Consider the following 15,779-nt stretch of genomic DNA (forward strand, 5'->3'; position numbering starts at 1 on the left):
GCGATAAACGTTTATTTATCAAGATCTTCGTCATCGGATTGATAAATAGCTATTAAACTCTTAGGAAGAACTTTATAAATTCCAGCTGCAAGGAACAAAACAACAATCTTGTCTGGTATATCTACAACAAGCTCATCTACGAATGATGCAAAGAAGCCTTTGGAACCCATTGCTGCAAAAACAGCGTCACCCCAAACGTTTCCAGTGGTTCCGCCCCAATAAATCATGTTTAGAGGTGTAGAGATGATTATTGCGATTGCTGCAACAATAAGGCTTGTTATAAAAATGTGCAAGCCTTTGTTCATGTACTTTAGTCGTGCAGCGATTCCAACGCTTACGCCGATTGCTGCAGCTGTAATGCTATAGACTGTAGAAATTGGATCAATTGTTAAGCCGTAGACAATATTGGTTAAAAATCCAGCAATTCCGCCCACAACAGGCCCAGCTAAGCATGCTGAAATGCAAGTGCCTAATGTGCCAAGCCAAAGTGGTAGTTTTAGCATGCTGGCAAATAGTTTTGCAACATAATTTATGCCAATTGCGGCTGGTATTAGTACGAGTGAAGCGGTAGTTAATTTAACGCTCCAAATATTTTTTAGTTTATTTACCATTTTGAACTTCCTATCAGTTAAGGAATAAATTCAAGTTCATTATACGCTTTGAGAAATGTTATTAAAGTAGTTGAAAATTAATGTGTTATAAATTGTTATATTGTTTATTTTGTGTTATTTTGTTCTTTGTTATTTGTTTTGTATTAAGTCTTTATTGAAAATAGTCACAGCTATATCACTTTTATATCAAAATCAAAGTTGTTATTATTTTGCTATTTGACTATTCCCAATTTGACTATTCCAAATTTTGCTATCACAAATTTAACTATTCCAAATAATGATTATTTATGATAAAAAAATATAAGAGCCTTTTATGACTTTTATAAAGATGTTGTTATAAAAATATTGGCGATTATAAGAGGGAGATGACGATGAATGTAAAACATAGTAACGTGTTTACAAATCCCGAAGTTTTAGAAAGACTTAATAAATTAGAAAAATCTCCCCAAATGCAAGGGAAACTAAATGAGTTAAAAGAAGGCATAAAAAATAACGCTTTTGACCCAATGCGTTTAATCCCATTAATACCAGTAGTGCTGATTATTGGTGCTGTTGGCAATTATCTTCCTTCGTTTGACTACTCTACTTATAAATATCCTTTACTCATAATAGTTGCTTTTGTTGTTTGCTTTGCTGGCAAGTTTTTTGTAAAGAATAAGGTTGATGTAAATACTCTATATGCGAATAATGTTTTAACGCCGATTCTAAATGCGATTCTGCCAGGAACGGTATTAGAAAATTCTGAAGGAATTGACAATAGTATTTTTAATAATCTTCTGCCAATATCGAGTAGGTATTATTCAAATAAACACATAATTTTTGGCGATGAATTCAAAACTGAATTTTCAAACATGCAAGCAATACACTTTTCTAGAAGTGAAAGTGGAAAAACTGTTAAAAAAACTGATTTTATTGGTCAAGTCTTATTAATAAACACAAAAACCAATATAAATGGTCATATTAGAATCGTTCCCGTTACTGGAAAAAACTTTATGGGGCAAAAACTAAATGGATACTATGGTAAAAAAACAAAAGAGGAGAGCGAAGTTCAAACAGAATCCATTGAATTTAACAACTCGTATTCAATCTTTTCTACAGACGATTTTTATACAAAGCTTGTATTAGATCCAAGTTTTATAGAAGCATTGAATAATTTGCAAAAAAGAATGAGAGTTTGCATATATCTAGATAGCGAGCATATTATTGCAGCTTTTGACTCTGGTTGGTATATATTAGGAGCTCCTGGAAAATCTGGAATAGAAAACCTATCTTTAATAAGAGAATATGAAAAATTTAGAGATGTTTTGGCTGAATATTACGAAATAATCAGCGTAATTAGAGAGAAATTGCAAAATTAGAAGCTATAAAATTGAAAAAGTAGAAATTGCAATACTAGTGAATTACAAAATTGTAGATAATTAAGACTAGAAAAGGCTAAAAATAAAGGAGACATTATGGATTATGAAACTATTTTAATAGTTATTGCAGCAGTGCTTGTAGTGGCTATTGGTTGGTTTATTGGCGCGTTAAATAGACTAAGAAAATATAGAGTGATTATAGAAGAGTCGCAAAAAAACGTTGACATTGCGCTCGCTAAAAGATACGACACGATTTGCCAAATGCTTAAAGTTGCGCAGTCGTTTGCAAAATACGAAAAAACAACATTAGTGGATTTAGTGAGTTTAAGAGAAGGATTAAACTCTGCGGATTCTAGCGAAGCAATGAGAAATCAGAATCATGCAATAGGGAAGATTTTTGCTTTGGCAGAAGCTTACCCAGAATTAAAGTCTTCAGAACAATTTTTGAATTTGCAAGAAGAAGTGAACGACGAAAACGAGCAGCTGGCTGCAGCAAAAAGAATCGTAAATAGTAATATCAGCGCTCTTAATCAAAATATTGTTACTTTCCCAGTTTCGCTTATTGCAAAATTAAGCGGAATAAAGCAGATGGATTTTCTTGATGAAGATGATCTAAGCAATAAGAAGAATATCGATAGCATACTGGGCTAGTGAAAATGTTTAGCTAGATAGCATTTTTAGCTAGATGGCATATACATATATGAAGTAGCCAATCGCCCGCGAATTTGCATCGATTGGCTACTTTTTATAATCTTTGCGTACTAATGCGTGTATTTGTATATAGGATTGAGTGCTTGTAGGATGGAGCTTATTGTATGAAGGAGCTGATTATATGACAGAATATGATTTACCGATTTTAGAGTATGATTCCGATAAAAGTGCGGTTTTAACGCCGAATCACGATAATATTTCCGTTCAGCTCCCATATAAAGCGGTTTTTGCTTTCTTAGGCGATGAAATCGATCAGTATGCTTTAAGCAGGAAAGCTACGATTGTAGCAAATTTTGAGTCTGCAACTAAAGTATATCCAATATATGTTTTGGAAGAGAAAGTAGAGAAAAAAGTAAGAGAAAATACAAACAGCGAAGTAGAAGAAGAAACGCAAAAAATCTGCTTAGTGCAGGCTCCAGTTGGCGCTCCTGCTGCTGTTCAGATCTTAGACTGGCTGATTTCTTACGGTGTTAGCGAAGTTGTTAGTGCTGGTTCTTGCGGATCTCTAGTTGATTATGCGGAAAACGTTTTTCTGGTTCCGTATAAAGCTTTAAGGGATGAGGGGACTTCTTATCATTATTTGCCTCCAAGTCGTTATGTTGATGTTTCAGAGCGCTCGAGACGTGCTATTTTACAAACCTTGCAGGCGCATAATTTGCCTTATCATGAAGTTAAAACGTGGACTACGGATGGGTTTTTCCGTGAGACTAAGACGAAAGTTGCTAGTCGTAAGCAAGAGGGATGCGCGGTTGTTGAGATGGAGTGTTCTGCTTTAGCGGCTTGTGCACAAATGCGTGGGATTGTTTGGGGTGAGATTCTTTACACTGCAGATACTTTGCACGATGTTGAAAATTACGATGAGCGCAATTGGGGTGGGGATTCTAAAGCGTATGCTCTTGAGCTTTGTATTGAAGCAGCGTTGCGCATTTGACACGTTTACACTGATATTACATATGGAATCAGTGTTTTAATTTGATTTTTTTTTTTTAACTCTATGCTTATTATTTCTGTCAAGAATTACGTATAAAAATGCGTTTAAGTATTACGTTAAGGGTTAATAATCATGATAAGTATGATAGTGTAGCTTTCAATGCTTTGTAGCGAGTGAATAAGCAAATAGCTTATGAAGATGCTGCTTACGAAAATGATATTAGAGAAGAGATAGTAGAGATGGTAGAAATAGAAGAGATATATAAAGGAAGTGAGAGGTAGCGAGAATGAGTAAAACTGACAATGTGGCAAATCAGCAATCATCGGCAAATAAGAAATCATCCGCACTGCATCCCGACGTAAAAAATTACGTAAAACTATTTTTCAAAGAAAACAAACTTGTAGCTTTTCTTTCGATGATAGTTTTTATTGCCTTGTCTATGATTTACACTGCTATTTCTTGGATTTTGCAAATTATTTTCGACTATATGTCTGGCAAAGGAGACTTCTCTCTAACTACTATTTTGCTGCTTGTCGCTTCCTTTATGCTGGTAATCTCACTGATTTTTGCGTTGAAGCGCAGCGCGTATCCTCGCTTTCTTGAAAAAGCAATGAATCAGTATAAAGAGTCTGTTATTAAGAAGCTTTTAAAAAAGAGTTATAGTGATTTTTCGCTTGCAAATTCCGGCACGTATCTTTCTGTGCTCACTAATGATTGCGAGCGTATTCAAGAAAAGTATTTGAAGAAGATTTTTGATTTTGTTCAAGACGTTCTTATGCTTGTAAGCTCGCTAGCTCTTATGATTTACTACAGTCCGCTGCTCACTGTTATTGCTCTTGTTATTTCTGTGCTTCCTATGGCGTGCTCGATTCTTACAGCTAACGAAATCGCCACTCGAGAGGAGCAGGTTTCTAAGTCGAATGAGTCTTATACGGCCCTGACGAAGGATGTTTTGAACGGAGTTTCTGTTATTAAGAGTTTTAAGGCGGAGCAGGAGGTTATTGATCGTTATCAGAATCAGTCGATGGAGCTTGAGCATACAAAGAATCTTCGCGAGAAAACAATGACTACTGTTTCTGCTCTTGGCACAATTTCCAGCCTTGGAACTCAGCTTGGAGTGATGCTTGTTGGCGCTTGGATGGTTAACGCTCACGTTGGTGTTATTACTGCTGGAATGGTTTTAGCTTTTACTAATTTGATGAATGGCGTACTTCAGCCTATTTCTAGTCTTCCGCAAATGCTTGGCGAGATGAAGGGCGCTAAGAAGCTTATTAGCAAGATGGCTGATTATATGAGTAACGCTAAGGAAGATTCTGGCGAGATTATTGACGATTCTATTAAAAGTGTTGTTTTGCGAGATGTTTCGTATTCTTATGATGCGGATCATAAAGTCTTGAAAAATGTAAGTCTTAGTTTGCAATCTGGAAAATCTTACGCGATAGTGGGGCCTTCTGGTGCTGGTAAAAGTAGTTTGATTAATCTGCTTATGGGCTACTACAAGGATTATAAGGGTAGCGTGCAGCTGAATAATCACGAACTTAGCAATGTGAGCAAGAGTTCGCTTTACGATAAGACGACTCTTATGCAGCAGTCTGTGTTTATGTTTGATGCTTCGATTTTAGATAATATTACGCTGTTTAAGCCGTTCCCGGACGCAGAGGTAGATCGCGTGATTCACTTGGCTGGTTTGGATGATTTGATTGCTGCTAAAGGCAAGGATTATCAGTGCGGTGAGAACGGTAGCCATCTTTCTGGCGGCGAAAAGCAGCGTATTGCTATTGCGCGAAGCTTGCTTAAAAAGTCCGAGATTCTGCTGGTTGATGAGGCAACGAGTGCGCTAGATAACGAGACGAGCGCGAACGTAACGCAGTCTATTTTGGATTTGCAAGGAATTCTTCGACTTGTTATAACTCACCGCTTGGATGCTAATTCGCTTAAGCAATATGATGAGATTCTTGTGATGAAAAGTGGCGAGCTTATTGAGCGCGGAAGCTTTGAGAACCTTATGAATCAGAAAGCTTACTTCTACTCGCTTTACACTGTGTCTATGTGAGTATGTTGATTTGGCTTGGGCTTGGCTTGCGCTGGTTTGTTGGCATGCGCTGTGCAATTTTAAGCTCTGTAAAAATATTAACGCAGCATGCTTTCTGCGATAGTAGCCAATCGCCCGCGAATTTGCAGCGATTGGCTACTTTGTGGGTGGCTGTATGTTAGGTTCGCCTACTTGGCGCGGTGAAGAAAATTGCCGTGAATGGCAAAAATCTTCACCAGCGTTTATTAGATGTGTATTGTTTGTGACTTTCAGCTAAATGCTAAATAAACTGAGATATTACAATGCCTGCAGCCATAAGTGGAATGTTGAAGATAAGGAATGTTGGAATGCAAGTATCCCAAATGTGACTGTGTTGACCATCTGCATTTAAGCCAGAAGTAGGACCAAGCGTTGTATCGGAAGCAGGGGAGCCTGCGTCACCAAGAGCTGCAGCGGAAGACATAAGAAGAATTGTTGCAGGAGTGCTAAAACCAATGCTTTGGCAAAGAGGCACGAACAAAACTGCAAGAATAGGAACCGTGCCAAACGAGGTGCCGATGCCCATAGTAACAAGCAAGCCAATAATCGTAATAACGAATGCAGCGATTAGCTTGTTTTGACCCATACAAGCAACGCCAAGGTGTACAAGCTCATTAACTCCGCCCGTAGCTTGAATCACGTTAGCGTAGCCGCCAGCAATGAGCATAATAAATGCAATAAGACCCATAAGTTTAACGCCGCCCATAAGCTGCTTGTCGATGTCTTTCCACTTTATTGCGCCAAAAATAATCATGGTTGCAAGACCTGCAAGAGAAGAAAGTGAAAGATCCTTACTAATAACTTGCACTACTACAACAACAATAATCGCAAGAATGGTTACGTAGTGTGCTTTAGTAAGCGGGCCAACAACAGCGTCCGCAGCGCGAGTATCTGCTTCGGTGGTTTTATATTCGCGAGGCTTTCTGTATAGAACAAAAACTGCAAACAGCAAAGCTGCAAGCATTGCAGCACCCAAATACCAGTTCACAGCGCTAACGTCTGAAACGCTAACTTTCATACCATTTTTAGAAAGATTAGTTGCAATAACTGTTTGGAAAATTAAACCAAAGCCAAATGGAATAGCAATGTATGGCACTTCTAGTCCGAACGCAGTGCAGCATGCGGCAGCGCGGCGATCTAGCTTAAGCTTGTTCATAATGGAAAGAATCGGAGGAATAAGAATAGGAATGTAAGCAATGTGAACAGGCACAATATTTTGAGACATACACGCAATAATTGTTAGAACTGCAAGAAGAATGAATTTGTTAGTGCCAATAATTTTGCTAATTTTTTTAGAAATGATTTGAGCTAGGCCAGTTGCTGTAATTGCCTCTGCAAAAGTACCAAGAAGAATGTAGGCGAGCGCAGTTTGCGCGTTTGTGGAAAAACCATCGCAAAGCAGTGCCATAATAGTGCGGCTTCCATCTCCAAAAAGAGGGAGATGGCCAGCAATGCCACCTGCAATGCATGCAACAATCATTGCGAGTAAAACATTGAGTTTTGCAAGACTTAACGCGCATAACACTACAACCGATACAATTACTGGGTTGCATAGAATGTTTAAAATTTGCATACTGTTTCACCTCTTTTTAAAGTTATCTTCATTTTGATGTTTGTAATAATATGTTTTTTAATTTTGATAATTTTAAATTTTAATAATTAAAGACAATATCATAAAGACGTACGTAGTATTTTTATTGGCAGAATAAAAATATTAAGTATGCTTGAAATTTACATGATTAAATCAAAAATGTGAGATTTTGTTATATATAGCGTGTTTTTAGAGCTAAAATATAGACAAATGAACAAAATGTTCAAAAATAAGTTAGTATTTGTTCACCTTGAAGAGTACCATGAAGGTGTTCGCAAAGAATTAACAAAATAATTAATTCCTTGTTTTACACAATTTTGTTGCAATAACGCAATATAAGTGGCTGCAAAAATCGAGTTTAAGCAGCATCAAATTGAAGATTGAGTCGAAAATCAAAAATAAAAAATCAATAAAAATTAAAAATTGAAACAAAATTAAAAATTGAAAATTAAAAATTGAAAAATATTAGTTAAACACAAAGGAGGAATGCATAGCAATTTCGATAGCAACATTAAAAATGTATACCATTTAAAAATGTATGACATCGCTACTTTGCAGCAAACAAATTATGCAAGAGGAACAAACGCTTATAGAAGCGAAAGAATTAGGATCAAAAAGATTTACAAGAACTCCATTCTGGGATGTGTCATTAAAAGTTGAGCCTCATCAAATCGTTGCAATCTCGGGAGAACACGGCTCTGGAAAGTCTGCTCTACTACTAGCATTGTCTGGCTACATGAAGTTTACGAATGGAACGTTAAAAATCGCAAACTTGAATCTTCCAGCAGACACAAAAGAATCACGTCAATATGTTGGACTCGGATTATTTAGCGGAATCAACGAATTCTATAACACTCAAACAATAGAAGAAGCGCTTATGAGCGAGCTAAAACTCGCGAGTGCATCGCCGCTTTTCCGCGAACAATACAAGAATAATGTTAAAAATCGCGAAGCTCTACATCAATACGCGTATAACGTTCTAGCGTATTGGAAAGTGTTATCTCCTAGAGAAACTGCTATTGGTGATTTAACGCCATGCGAGCGCATGAGATTAGGAATTGCGCTTGCGCTACTAAAAAAGCCGTGGATTCTTTTTGTAGACGGCGTAGAAACTGAGCTTACAAGTGAGCAAAGTGAATGCTTGCTTGCAGACATTCGCGCATACGTTAGCAAACACTTTTGCTCGTGCTGCGTGGGAGTTTTGCAAAGCGAGTTAGAAAAGCAAGCGGATCAAGTTTTAAGGCTAAGTCGTGCAAGTTACAGCGAAGATTCTGAGCTTAACAAAAATGGAGATGGTAAGAATGCGCGTTAATACTATTGTTCTTGCGTTTCGTGAATTAAATAATGCTATAAAAGGTAAAGCTCGAAAGCTTGTTATTGGAACAGTAGCCTTAATACCACTTTTATATGGGTCGCTGTATTTATGGGCGTTTACAAATCCTTATAAGACTTTGGATACTGTGCCTGTGGCTGTTGTTGTGGAAGATAGCGGTGCGATTATAAATGGCAAAATGCGTAACATTGGCCACGAAATCAAGAATCGTTTAAAGAATCAAAAAGATGGAAGTGAAGGATTCCAGTGGAACTTTGTAGATAGCGCTAAAGCAAACAAAGGTCTTAAAAATGGCGATTATTTTATGGTAGCAACTATTCCATCGTCTTTTAGTAAGTGCATTGCTTCTGCGCAATACGATACTCCGACTAAAGCAAAGCTACACGTAAAGTATGATCAAGCAAGCAATATGCTGGCTTCACAAATCGGTAAAACTGCTTTCCGCACTATGCGAAGCGAAATTAGCGAGGCGATTGCTCAAGAATATTGGGAGCATATGTTTGAAAAAGTAAATTCTGCTTCTGATTCTCTTAATTCGGCAGTGAGTGGTTCTGGCGATTTAAGCGCTGGAATGCAATCGCTTAATGGCGGAGTAGATAAGCTTGCTGACGGATCAATCAAGCTTACTCAATCTTTGCAAAAACTACAAAACGGATTGGGAGAGCTTCAAAAAGGAGCGCAATCGCTTAAAAATGCAAATGCGCAAAGCAAAGATGGAGCGCAAACATTAGCGCAAAAAACTAACGATTTGGCAAATGGCGCAAATCAGCTAAATAGTGGAGCGCAAACGTTATATAACGCTACAGACGAACTATATAATGGCGCGCAAAAGCTTTCGGATTCTAGTGCGCAGCTTGAAGAACATGTTAAAGCAGGAAACGAGGCTACAAAAAATCAGCTTGCTCAATTGCTTGTTGAAGCGCAAAATCCGCTTGTAACTAAAGAGATTGTGTTAGAAAAATTGCAAGGTCTTGCAGGAGGCTTAAGTGAAAATTCTAAGCTCTTAGAGACGAATCTTTCGGCATTGAGCCAAGGTGCTGGAGCACTTTCTTCTGGTAGCTTGAAGATAAAAGCTGGAGTTGACGCCGTTTCTAAAGGAATATCAAGCGTTCACAATGGCTCGTCGCAGCTTTCCGCTGGAGCAAATAAGCTGGCGGAAGGTCTTAATAAAGTAAGCAATGGCAGTGAAAAGCTCAATAATGGTATTAATTCTGCTGCACTTGGGTCTGCAAAAATAGTAGATGGCTCGAGCAAGCTTAATTCTGGAGTTCAAAAGCTTTCTGAAAATACGCCAAAGCTTGCTGAAGGAGCTAAAAAGTTGCATGAAGGCCTTAAAAGCGCACAAAGCTCTAGCAAAATCAACAATATTAAGCAAAAAAGTAAGATGATGAGTGCTCCAGTTGCGCTTAAAGAGCATAATTATTCGCATGTTGAAAACTACGGAACTGGCTTTGCACCTTACTTTATTTCGATAGGCCTTTGGGTTGGCGCGCTTATGGCAACCTTTGTTTTAAGGGTTATGGATAGGCGAGCAATTCTTAATGGCATGAATCCGCTTAAAAGTGCGCTTATTAGTTTTACGCCGTTTGTGATTATGGGCGTTGTGCAAGCTGTAATTCTTATGGGCGTTGTTCACGGAGCGTTGAAGTTGCAAATCGACAATGTTGCTGCATTCTACGCATTGGGGATTATAGCGTCAATAGTCTTTATGGCCATAATGCAAATGATTATGGCAGTGTTTAAGATTCCAGGAAGAATAGTTGCGATTGTGCTGCTTATGCTGCAAATCACTAGCTCTGCAGGAACTTTCCCAGTACAAATGACGCCATCGTTCTTTAGGGCGGTTCACCCATACTTGCCTATGACGTACTCGATTCTTGGGCTTCGTCAAGCAATGGCTGGAAGAAACAGCGGAGCAATAGCCTCCAGCATTGGAATTCTTGTAATCTTTGGCATTATTGCAATTGCTATAACAAGCATTGTTGCGCGCATGAAGCGCACAGTTACTATGTTTGATTTGCATCCTGTAATAACGCTTGAGCCGTGAGCTTTAAAGTAGGCATGATAATTAAAATCCCCACAGCTTCTGTTAGTTGTGGGGATTATTTTTTAGTGAAATCTTTAGTGAAATATGATTTTAGAAAGTAGATGCATAGACTTCGGCGATGGCATCTTCGCTCATATGCATGTATGAGTTCTTCAAGAGTCGCTGCTGCTCTTTAACAACGCTTGAAGCCCAGCTTTGAATCATGTCTTTGGTCATGCCATACTCGTGAAGCTTGTGCTTAGGGAGAATCGTGTTAAGAACTTCGTCAAGCTTATCTAATACATCTGCCTTTTGGCATTCAAGAATATTTGCCATAAAGTCAAAAAGCTTAGAAAGCTCAGTATTTTCAGCGCTAGTGCTGTTTTCAGAGTTGTGCTTAGAGTAGTAGCGCAAAACGCTTGTAAGAAGAGCAGCGTTCGTCTCGCCATGAGCTACATGGAAAGTGCCGCCAAGCGGATAAGCCATAGCGTGCACGCAACCGCAGCCAGCGTTACCAAACGCAATACCAGCGTAAAGACTTGCAGAAACTAAATCGCCCACAACTTGGCTTTTAGCGCTGCTACCTTCCTTAACAACTCGCATGTAGCTTTGCAAAATAAGCCCGCAAGCCTTGTAACTAAACATTTTTGTAAGCTCGGTTGCAATAGGGGAGAGCGCAGACTCAATAGAATGCGTAAGAGCATCAATAGAACTGGTTGCAAAAACGTAATCTGGAAGGCTCTTTAACAATTCTGGAATAAGAACAGCGTCTGTAGCGTAGCAAGCATCGTTTGCTAAGCCCTTTTTAGTGTTGCGCTTTGTAAGTGAGAACACGGCAACGTTGGTAACTTCGGATCCAGTGCCGCAAGTAGTTGGAACAAGAATAAGATCCGCGCCTTTTTGCGCAGGAATCTTGCCGTCAATCAAGTCTTCGAGTGGGCTTGTTTGCTTCAAAGCACAAACTTTAGAAATATCCAAAACGGTGCCGCCGCCAATGCCAATCACGCGCTTTGGGGTAGTGTGAATATCGCGAACAATTGCATCAACCATTTCGTCGCTTGGCTCGCCCTTGCCGTAGTTTTCTTGGAAAATCACATTGCAATCAAGGTTCAAGCTGCCAAAATAAGGCTCCCAAATGTATTGGTTTGTAATAACCAAATCGTCTTTGCCAAGCTTAAATTCTTGCGCAAAATCGCGCGTATTTTCAAATTTGTGAATAGTTGGCTTAATAGATAGCTGCTTCATCCTAGACTCCTTTGTTTTAATTTGTACGTCTTACGCTAATATGCGCGTTTTGGTTCGCGATTTGTGCGCGGATGATTAAAAAACCAAGCAACCGCTCCATTATAGAACAAATTGCTTGGTTTAATAAACGCGATTTAAGCTAATAATAAGCTAATCATAAGCTAATCAGCAAAAAGTGATTCAGCCTAAGCTAATCAATAAAAAGCGATTCAGCCTAAACCAATCAGAAACTAATCATCCCTTCAACAAAGCCGTGTAAGCTGCCATCGTAATGTAGTTGTATGGCTGGTTGAAGTGAGGCATAAAGAAGATATCGCACAATGCAAGCTCTTTAATCGTGACTTTCTTTTGAATAGCAAGAGAGAACAGGTGGATTGCTGCAGACATATCGTAGTTAGAAGCCAATTGGCATCCAACAATCACCTTAGAATCCTTCTTGTAAACAATGCGAATCTTAACTTTTGGATTCTCAACTTCCATAAACGCAGGCTTTTGTGTATCTTCAAAATCAACGTAGTCAACGTCCATGCCCTCTTTTTGAGCAGCCGTTAAGCTCAAACCAGTGCAAACAAGCTTGTAGTCGTAGATCATCATTGCGCTAGAGCCTTGCACGCCCTCGGTTTCTACAGGAGTTCCGCAAACGTTGTGGCCTGCAATCAAGCCGCTTCTAACGGCATTAGTAGCAAGCGCAATGTAGTTTACGCGGCTTCGAGCGTTGTCGTAGATTGTAGCGCAATCGCCAATAGCGTACACATCTGGGTCGGAAGTTTGCTGCTTCTTGTCAACTAGGAAAGCGCCATTTTCGTATTGCTTCAAATGATCTTTTCCAAGAGCAACATTTGGGTGGAATCCAATGGCGCAAATCACCATGTCGGCATCGTAAGTGCCCTTGTTTGTTTTAACAGCCTTAACTTCAGTATCTCCAACAATCTCTTCAACAGCTTGACCAAGCTCAAACTTAATGCCCTTATCTTCCATAATTCTCTTTAAATTATCGGAAAACTCTGGGTCAAAGTAGCCGTTAAGAATATGGTCTTCCATGTCAATAAGAGTCACGTTTTTGTTCAAACGCTTAAAAGCTTCAGCAAGTTCCACGCCAATGTAGCCGCCGCCAAGAACTACAACGTTATTAAAATCGCGCTCTTGAAGCTTAGCAATAACAGTTTGCGCGTTTTGGAAAAGCTTTACCATTTGCACGTTTTCCAAGTCAATGCCCTTAATGCGTGGCTTGTTTGGAAGGCTGCCAGTAGCTAGAACGAGTTTATCGTAAGAATCGTGAATAACCGATCCGTCTTTAAGCTCGACTGTTACTTCTTTCTTTGCGTAATCAATGTCTAGAACTTTGCTTTCAAGATTTACCTTAGCGCCCTTTTTAACGAAATCTTCTGGCTTCTGGTAGAACAGGCCATCGCTGCTTTGAATCTGCTTGCCGATCCACAAAGCCATACCGCAGCCAAGGAAGGAAATGTTGCTATTCTGATCGTAGATTGTAAGATCGTTTCCTGGGTAGCTCAAAATGGTGTTAGCGCAGGCAGTGCCAGCATGATTTGCGCCAATCTGAATAATCTTGGTCATCGGTAATCTCTTTTCGTCATTGACTTTTGATTTATCTGTATTTTCTGTATTTATATGGTTTTATGCGCGCTGTTAACAACATTGTTCGTTAAGCACGCGCTAGTAGCTAATCATATTACACTACGACGAGTCTGGCTAATCGTGAGTCTAGGTGTGTTGTTTTGCGATTATTGTATAAGTTGTAATTACTATTTAATCTTTGCTATAAAAGTGAAATAAGTAATAGAATCATGAATGTTTTATACAAGTGCATTCGTGTATATATAGTTTTCGCAATATATTTTGATAAAGTTTGATAAAGTTTTATAAAGTTTGATAAGTGAGAGTTGTATGAGGGGGTATTGTAATGCGTATTTTGATTACTGGTTTTACGCCGTTTGATAATGAGTCTATAAATCCTTCGTGGGAGATTGCGCAATCAGTGCCTGCGCCTGAGGGTGTGGAACTTGTTCGTTTGCAGATTCCTACGGAATTTAACAAGGGTGCGCAAAAAGTTATTGAGAAAATAGAGGAAGTTCATCCTAATGCTGTGCTTTCGCTAGGGCAATTTGGCGGTTCTGCTTGTTTTAACGTTGAATATGTTGGCATTAACTGTAGAGCTGCGCGCATACCAGATAATAGTGGATATAAGCCTTGGTATGAGTCTGTTGTGCAGGATGGTGATGTGGCTTATAAAGCGACTTTGCCAGTTGTGAACATAGTTGACGCTTTAAATAAAGCGAAATTGCCTGCGGCTGTGTCTTTTTCTGCGGGTGCGTACGTATGTAATGACGTGCTTTACAGTGTTTGTAATTATTGCCAGACTAAAAAATTGCCAATTAAGAGCGGTTTCATTCACGTTCCGTATTTGCCTGAGCAGGTTCTCAATAAGCCGAGCACGAGTTCTATGAGTTTAGCTGATATGCTTCGAGGCATTAAAATTGCACTGCGAGTGATTGCAGATGATTGCAAGTGATTGCAGATAAATCGCCATCAAATATTTAATTCGTAAGTAATTGCTAATAAATAGTATGAAGTATTTATTGTCTATACTTGCTCAAGCACGTGTCTACTTTCCAGGATCTTGCTGGCCTTCGTTAGACCTGTTTGGATCTGGCTGAGAAACAGTCGGCTTTTCGGTAATAGGCTTCTTTTGATCAGCTTCTTGCTTTGCTAAATCTTTACGCATATCGGTCGTAGTTTTGCTAGCATTGTCAATGTCTTCGCAAATCTTCATAACCCATTTTCTTAAATCGGTTGCATACGTTGGCATAAGCTCATTAACCCACATTACAGACGTGTAGCTTCTGCCAGCAGTCCCAGTCAAAATGCTAATATCGTCGCCTTTACGCTGACTATTGCTTATAAGTACGTCGAATTTTCGCTCTTCAATAAGCTTTTGGAATTCATCTATATTAGCTTTGTCTACTTCTTCGCCTTGCGTTAATTGCTGAGCGTATGCCTTAGGCGCAGAATCGCTAATGCCCATATCGGACATAAGCCAGAAAAGAACAGGATTTATTGAAGCGTACTTAAACTTTTTGTGACTTTTAGCGAAGTTTGCAAGATATTCATCAAGCTTATTTTCTTGCGATTTAACTGCGTCAAGTCTTTTAGCAAAAACCTTCTTTTTTGAAGGAAGGACTTTAGAAAAAGCGTTGCAAATGCTAGAAGCCATCTCGTTTCTAGCATCTTTTGAGAACCAAAGATAAGGGTTATCGCCATTTAGCGCGCCGACTGTGGAGGCTGCGTTTACAATCTCGCTGCTTTTAGACGTATGCTTTGCAACCCAACTATCGTAGCCAGCGCCATTTGACACAACGACTTGCGCAGAATACAACTTTTGCAAATCTTTGCTAGACGGCTTAAATGCAGAGATGTCGGTATCTGGATTGCTGATTATAGATTGCACTTCAACATCGTTTCCACCGATTTCTCTAGCCAAACTTGCCCAAGATTCAAGAGTGGAAACAACCTTGATTTGTTTAACTTCTTTTTTGGGTTGTGTTGGAGCTTTAGAAGATTGCGAGCTTGCGCCACACCCAGCTATACCAATCAACATTGATGGAACAATTATGCACGCTAAAACAGCTTTGCATATTTTCTTTGCGCGAGTTAAATGAAAAATATTTTCGCACATCTTTGCGCCCCTTCCGTCAGTGTTATTAGCATTAGCACTTGTTAAAACTCGTTGTAGCTTGCTGCAAGGCTCTTTGCAAGTCTTGTTGTAGCTTTCTTATGCAATACAAATACCATTCTATTATAATATTCAGTTATTAACAGTTGTGTCGCGCACTTCGATACCTCACGATAGCCTATCCATACGAATATCCTACGCGTACGAATTG

Annotated in this window: 12 protein-coding genes; 7 read left to right on the forward strand and 5 right to left on the reverse strand. The window is 39.1% G+C overall.

What is annotated here, in order from left to right; all coding sequences use genetic code 11:
* Nucleotides 1-11 precede the first annotated feature (11 nt).
* The gene (locus ACPEIW_RS02665; RefSeq protein WP_415684202.1) at nucleotides 12-611 is read right to left on the reverse strand and encodes an ECF transporter S component; all 600 of its coding nucleotides are present in this window, start codon (nucleotides 609-611) and stop codon (nucleotides 12-14) included.
* 371 nt (nucleotides 612-982) lie between these two features.
* Between ACPEIW_RS02665 and ACPEIW_RS02670 the strand changes: the two genes are divergently transcribed.
* From ACPEIW_RS02670 to ACPEIW_RS02685, 4 genes are all read left to right on the forward strand, one after another.
* The gene (locus ACPEIW_RS02670; RefSeq protein ID WP_425664386.1) at nucleotides 983-1,969 is read left to right on the forward strand and encodes a DUF3137 domain-containing protein; all 987 of its coding nucleotides are present in this window, start codon (nucleotides 983-985) and stop codon (nucleotides 1,967-1,969) included.
* Nucleotides 1,970-2,065: 96 nt separating this feature from the next.
* Nucleotides 2,066-2,620 (forward strand): LemA family protein, encoded by a 555-nt coding sequence (locus ACPEIW_RS02675; RefSeq protein WP_128814000.1) that lies wholly within the window; start codon nucleotides 2,066-2,068, stop codon nucleotides 2,618-2,620.
* Between the two features lie 181 nt (nucleotides 2,621-2,801).
* Entirely contained in the window at nucleotides 2,802-3,611 is an 810-nt protein-coding gene (locus ACPEIW_RS02680; RefSeq protein ID WP_128814001.1) for a nucleoside phosphorylase, read from the forward strand.
* Nucleotides 3,612-3,897: 286 nt separating this feature from the next.
* The gene (locus ACPEIW_RS02685; protein WP_425664228.1) at nucleotides 3,898-5,664 is read left to right on the forward strand and encodes an ABC transporter ATP-binding protein; all 1,767 of its coding nucleotides are present in this window, start codon (nucleotides 3,898-3,900) and stop codon (nucleotides 5,662-5,664) included.
* Nucleotides 5,665-5,923: 259 nt separating this feature from the next.
* Here ACPEIW_RS02685 and ACPEIW_RS02690 read toward each other — a convergent pair whose 3' ends face one another.
* On the reverse strand, nucleotides 5,924-7,255 hold the full coding sequence (locus ACPEIW_RS02690) for a Na+/H+ antiporter NhaC family protein (RefSeq protein WP_425664231.1): 1,332 nt from the start codon (nucleotides 7,253-7,255) through the stop codon (nucleotides 5,924-5,926).
* A 586-nt stretch (nucleotides 7,256-7,841) separates the two neighbouring features.
* Here ACPEIW_RS02690 and ACPEIW_RS02695 point away from each other — a divergent pair.
* Both ACPEIW_RS02695 and ACPEIW_RS02700 read left to right on the forward strand, forming a co-directional pair.
* The gene (locus ACPEIW_RS02695) at nucleotides 7,842-8,585 is read left to right on the forward strand and encodes an ATP-binding cassette domain-containing protein (RefSeq protein WP_425664233.1); all 744 of its coding nucleotides are present in this window, start codon (nucleotides 7,842-7,844) and stop codon (nucleotides 8,583-8,585) included.
* Nucleotides 8,575-10,653 carry a YhgE/Pip family protein gene (locus ACPEIW_RS02700; RefSeq protein ID WP_425664235.1) on the forward strand — a complete coding sequence of 693 codons (2,079 nt, stop codon included), beginning with the start codon at nucleotides 8,575-8,577 and terminating at the stop codon, nucleotides 10,651-10,653. Before ACPEIW_RS02695 ends, ACPEIW_RS02700 begins: the two co-directional genes overlap by 11 nt.
* Nucleotides 10,654-10,743: 90 nt before the next feature.
* Here the strand turns inward: ACPEIW_RS02700 and ACPEIW_RS02705 are convergent, their stop codons facing one another.
* Entirely contained in the window at nucleotides 10,744-11,877 is a 1,134-nt protein-coding gene (locus ACPEIW_RS02705; protein ID WP_425664237.1) for a 4-hydroxybutyrate dehydrogenase, read from the reverse strand.
* 234 nt (nucleotides 11,878-12,111) lie between these two features.
* Nucleotides 12,112-13,452: a H2O-forming NADH oxidase gene (gene nox, locus ACPEIW_RS02710; protein ID WP_421778904.1), complete on the reverse strand. Its 1,341-nt coding sequence runs from the start codon at nucleotides 13,450-13,452 to the stop codon at nucleotides 12,112-12,114.
* Nucleotides 13,453-13,798: 346 nt separating this feature from the next.
* Here nox and ACPEIW_RS02715 point away from each other — a divergent pair, with 346 nt between their 5' ends.
* Complete coding sequence (locus ACPEIW_RS02715; RefSeq protein ID WP_425664240.1) at nucleotides 13,799-14,407, forward strand: pyroglutamyl-peptidase I; 609 nt, start codon at nucleotides 13,799-13,801, stop codon at nucleotides 14,405-14,407.
* A gap of 93 nt (nucleotides 14,408-14,500) precedes the next feature.
* Here ACPEIW_RS02715 and ACPEIW_RS02720 read toward each other — a convergent pair whose 3' ends face one another.
* Nucleotides 14,501-15,571, reverse strand: a complete 1,071-nt coding sequence (locus ACPEIW_RS02720; RefSeq protein WP_020973414.1) for a metal ABC transporter solute-binding protein, Zn/Mn family — start codon at nucleotides 15,569-15,571, stop codon at nucleotides 14,501-14,503.
* Nucleotides 15,572-15,779: the final 208 nt, after the last annotated feature.

The organism is Gardnerella piotii (genome assembly GCF_049815665.1).
In the GTDB taxonomy this organism is placed as follows: Bacteria; Actinomycetota; Actinomycetes; order Actinomycetales; family Bifidobacteriaceae; genus Bifidobacterium; species Bifidobacterium piotii.

Excerpts from the sequence above, each read along its gene's own strand:
- ACPEIW_RS02715 (WP_425664240.1), top strand. The coding sequence starts at position 13,799 with ATGCGTATTTTGATTACTGGTTTTACGCCGTTTGATAATGAGTCTATA.
- ACPEIW_RS02675 (WP_128814000.1), top strand. The coding sequence starts at position 2,066 with ATGGATTATGAAACTATTTTAATAGTTATTGCAGCAGTGCTTGTAGTG.
- ACPEIW_RS02720 (WP_020973414.1), bottom strand. The coding sequence starts at position 15,571 with ATGTGCGAAAATATTTTTCATTTAACTCGCGCAAAGAAAATATGCAAA.
- ACPEIW_RS02695 (WP_425664233.1), top strand. The coding sequence starts at position 7,842 with ATGCAAGAGGAACAAACGCTTATAGAAGCGAAAGAATTAGGATCAAAA.
- ACPEIW_RS02690 (WP_425664231.1), bottom strand. The coding sequence starts at position 7,255 with ATGCAAATTTTAAACATTCTATGCAACCCAGTAATTGTATCGGTTGTA.
- nox (WP_421778904.1), bottom strand. The coding sequence starts at position 13,452 with ATGACCAAGATTATTCAGATTGGCGCAAATCATGCTGGCACTGCCTGC.
- ACPEIW_RS02670 (WP_425664386.1), top strand. The coding sequence starts at position 983 with ATGAATGTAAAACATAGTAACGTGTTTACAAATCCCGAAGTTTTAGAA.
- ACPEIW_RS02665 (WP_415684202.1), bottom strand. The coding sequence starts at position 611 with ATGGTAAATAAACTAAAAAATATTTGGAGCGTTAAATTAACTACCGCT.
- ACPEIW_RS02685 (WP_425664228.1), top strand. The coding sequence starts at position 3,898 with ATGAGTAAAACTGACAATGTGGCAAATCAGCAATCATCGGCAAATAAG.
- ACPEIW_RS02705 (WP_425664237.1), bottom strand. The coding sequence starts at position 11,877 with ATGAAGCAGCTATCTATTAAGCCAACTATTCACAAATTTGAAAATACG.
- ACPEIW_RS02700 (WP_425664235.1), top strand. The coding sequence starts at position 8,575 with ATGCGCGTTAATACTATTGTTCTTGCGTTTCGTGAATTAAATAATGCT.
- ACPEIW_RS02680 (WP_128814001.1), top strand. The coding sequence starts at position 2,802 with ATGACAGAATATGATTTACCGATTTTAGAGTATGATTCCGATAAAAGT.